Raw genomic sequence first — 3,158 nt, 5'->3', positions numbered from 1 at the left:
AACTGGTCGGCGGTGCCGTTGAACTTGTAATAGCGGCCCTTCTGCTCGCCCGAACCGATGTGCGCCACGTCGGCGACCGTCACCTTGCCGACGGTGTCGGCGAACTTGAAGAACGTCGAGCCGTTTTCTTCAAACACGCTTTGCAGAGCGGCCTTGTTCGCGGTGTCGAACTCATAGACGGTTCCGGCGACACGGGCGACTTCGACCTTGTCGGCGCCGTTGGAGATCGTGAAACGCTCTGCGCGGTTGAACGTCACGACCCCGGTCGCGTCATCCCACTTTGGGCGCAGCGATTTGCCGTCTTGCCCGGTCACCTTCAACTCCGCAGCAGGCTTGGCGGAAAACTTTATTTGTATGTGGCTGTCGTCACCATCACGGATCGCCAACGCGCCCAGCTTCGCGGCAAGGATGGACCCTGATGCGGCGGGTGCGTCTGTGTCGGCTTTCTTCGCGATATCGGCAATCGGGTCCGCACCCGGAGTGACCCCCGACGACGCGGCGGCAGGATCTGCCGTGACCTGCGACACCGGCGCGACGTAGTTGACGGCCACTGACTGCGGAGCCGAGCGGCGCAGCGTGACGTGATGAGCGTTGAAGTCGACGTCTGCATACAAGTCGGAAGCTGCCACGAGCCGATCGAGCGACTGCATCCAGTTCTCGCCATCACGCGTGCCGAAGCTCGCCGAGGTCGTCAGATCGATGTCTTTCTGTGCCGAGCCCGTCCAGCCCTGCGGAACGAGCGCTTTGACCAGTTGGGCGAGCGGTAGCGTGGCGTTCAAAGGCCGAGTACTTTCAAGGCTGCTGCGCGGTCCGATGAGGGCGAGGCGGCCTGAGAAGCCAGAGAAACCGGACGGCGTGTCGCTGCGCGCCTTGTCGCCAATGAAGCGATTAGCCTTCTTCCAGTAAGCGGTGGCGCTTGAGCCGCCCGCCGAGTAACGGATCACCTCGGGTGTGCCCGGCACAACGATGTACGGTCCTTGGCTATGTCCACCGTCCACGCGCAGCGACTGACCGGCGCGCGGCTGGAAATAGGTGTCGCTGCCATCGTTGAAAACAAGTGCCGGTCGCTCAAGCACATTGCCCGCGATCTCGTAGTCAAAGTCGAGCGGGTCGGTGCCAGCCGCCGCCGCGGTGAGCGTGACCGCGGCAAGCGCCAGAGTAAGAAGAGAGAGCGTGTGCTTCATTGACCGCGTTCGATTTGAGAGAGGTGCTTCACGAAGCGCGCGAGGTATTCGCGGCCCGGGGCAGGATTGGCGCTGTGGTAGTACGCGACGGCCTTCACGGCGGAGTGCGTGAGGCGGTAGTTCTCGTTGAGAATGTCTTCGGCGACGCGGATATTCGTTGCCGGCGCGAGCGCATCCCAAGCGTTCGTGAAACGCTTACTGTGGTATCCCCAGTTAATCTGCATGATGCCGACGTCAAAGTCCGACCGGCCGTTGCTGATCAGGTAGCGCACGGCGCGATACGCGTCTTCTCGCGTGCGAAAGAAGAAACCGCGACCGGCGACGTTCAGCGTCCACGGCCATGCGCGTCCGTTGTATGCAGACTCATTGAGCGCGATGCCAGCCAGAATCTTCGGATCGACCGAGGTGTGCATGGCGTCGAACGGCGCCTGAGCGGAGGCACATGCCCAACCGCCGCGGCGCTCGGTGATGCTCGCTTGAGCCTCATCGGATAGATTCGCCGTACGCAGCCAACCCGCCTTCACGAACAAGCTTTCGAGGCTGACACTCGATCCGTCGATGCTGATTGCAACGCCGCCGGCCGTGGCCTCGACTGATTGACCCTCAAATCGGTTAGCCCACGCAAGAAACGGCTTCAGTCCACATGCGTAGACCGGCTCGCCGGGTAGCTCGACGATTGCGCGCTTCACACCGTCATCAACGACGATGCGAGTTGGGCTGATGATCGAATCGATGGTCGCCGCGTGTGCGCCCAATGCAATCACAGACAGACAGGCAGCGGCCAACGCCCTAGTCATGGTACGGCTCCATGACGATGTCCTGCGTCACCTGCACCAGGAACTTCTGGCCGGGTTCAACGGTGATGGTCGGCGGGATATTCTGGTTGCGCTGCATGACGGTCTGGGCCGTCGCTGCCGCTACCTGCCCCGCCGTGTCACCATAGGTAGTGACTCCGTTCGGGGACGCCGTCGTCGCCGTCTGAGAGCTGCTGTCGAACGCCTTCAGCAGAACCGCCGTGATGAAGCCCGCGCCGAAGATTTTCAGGAAGTGGTTGTTCACATCACCCGAGAACCCGGCGTAGCCGTTCTGGTCGGCACCCTGCATGCCGTTGAGCGGCACGCTCTTGCCGTTGGGCAGGCGCAGACTCGTCGATGCCACCAGCAGGCGCTCCTGGCCGACCTTGATGTCTGCGCTGTACATGCCATTGATGAGCGCGCCCTTCGGGATCATCAAACAGTCGCCGCGCAGACTGTCATACACGTCCTCGTCCACCATCAACGACACCCGGCCCGGCTTGTCCGAGTTCAGCCCCTCGACCGTCTTCACATGGATCACATGGGGCGGCGTCAACGTGCAACCGGTCGACCGCCCATTGAAGGTCGTGCGTTCGATGCCGCCTTGCGAAGCCGCATCCCTCAGGAAAGCCCGGTCGCGGTCTTCGGGCGCTTGTCCCTGCTTGGCCAAGGCGAGCGCCATCGCATCGGGGGTGTTAGTTCCCACAGCGTTCCGAGCAGCTCGCACCTCGTCCAACGAAGGGACGCCAGCGGGCAGTGCGCCGGTCGCCTGGTTCGCGGAACGCGACGCACCGGCCTGCTTAAAAATCGACGAAGTATAGATCGCGTCTTGCGCCGCTTGCCGGGAAAGCTCGCGCGTGTCCGTGCTCGAGCCTTTGACTTCCTCTTGGAAGTCGGCGCCGGTCAGCATCGGCGTGACGGCGGGCTTCGGAGCCGCTGCTTCAGATGCGGCAAGCGCGGCAGCCTCCGACGCCGCTGCGTCGCGCTGCTGACGGATCATCTGGTCGATGTCGTTGTTGTTCGCGGCAGTGGGCACTTCCGTGCTCGACTTAAGCGCCGTCGCCTTTTTGATGCGCGCGTCCTCGTCAGCTTTGTTCGTCGCTTGCAGCTGGTAGTAGAAGCCCAAGCCGCCGATCACGACAGCAGCAAGAATGCCGATGCTCATGATCGCATTGCGTGG

The 3,158-nt window shown here is 62.7% G+C and carries 3 protein-coding genes; all 3 read right to left on the bottom strand.

The genetic code is table 11. From position 1 onward, the window contains the following. The coding region (locus tag AWB81_RS41430) for a TrbG/VirB9 family P-type conjugative transfer protein (protein WP_062644262.1) at nt 1-1,184 on the bottom strand (1,184 nt) is incomplete at its 3' end. Beyond that, a complete protein-coding gene (locus tag AWB81_RS41425; RefSeq protein ID WP_062644261.1) occupies nt 1,181-1,981 on the bottom strand; it encodes a transglycosylase SLT domain-containing protein in 801 nt (266 codons plus the stop codon). The genes AWB81_RS41425 and AWB81_RS41430, both read right to left, overlap by 4 nt. Then, complete coding sequence (locus AWB81_RS41420) at nt 1,974-3,143, bottom strand: TraB/TrbI/VirB10 family type IV secretion system protein (RefSeq protein WP_327373441.1); 1,170 nt, start codon at nt 3,141-3,143, stop codon at nt 1,974-1,976. Before AWB81_RS41420 ends, AWB81_RS41425 begins: the two co-directional genes overlap by 8 nt. Nucleotides 3,144-3,158 lie beyond the last annotated feature (15 nt).

Source organism: Caballeronia arationis (genome assembly GCF_001544975.2).
Taxonomy (GTDB): Bacteria; Pseudomonadota; Gammaproteobacteria; order Burkholderiales; family Burkholderiaceae; genus Caballeronia; species Caballeronia arationis.
This window is presented reverse-complemented; position numbering and strand designations above follow the sequence as displayed.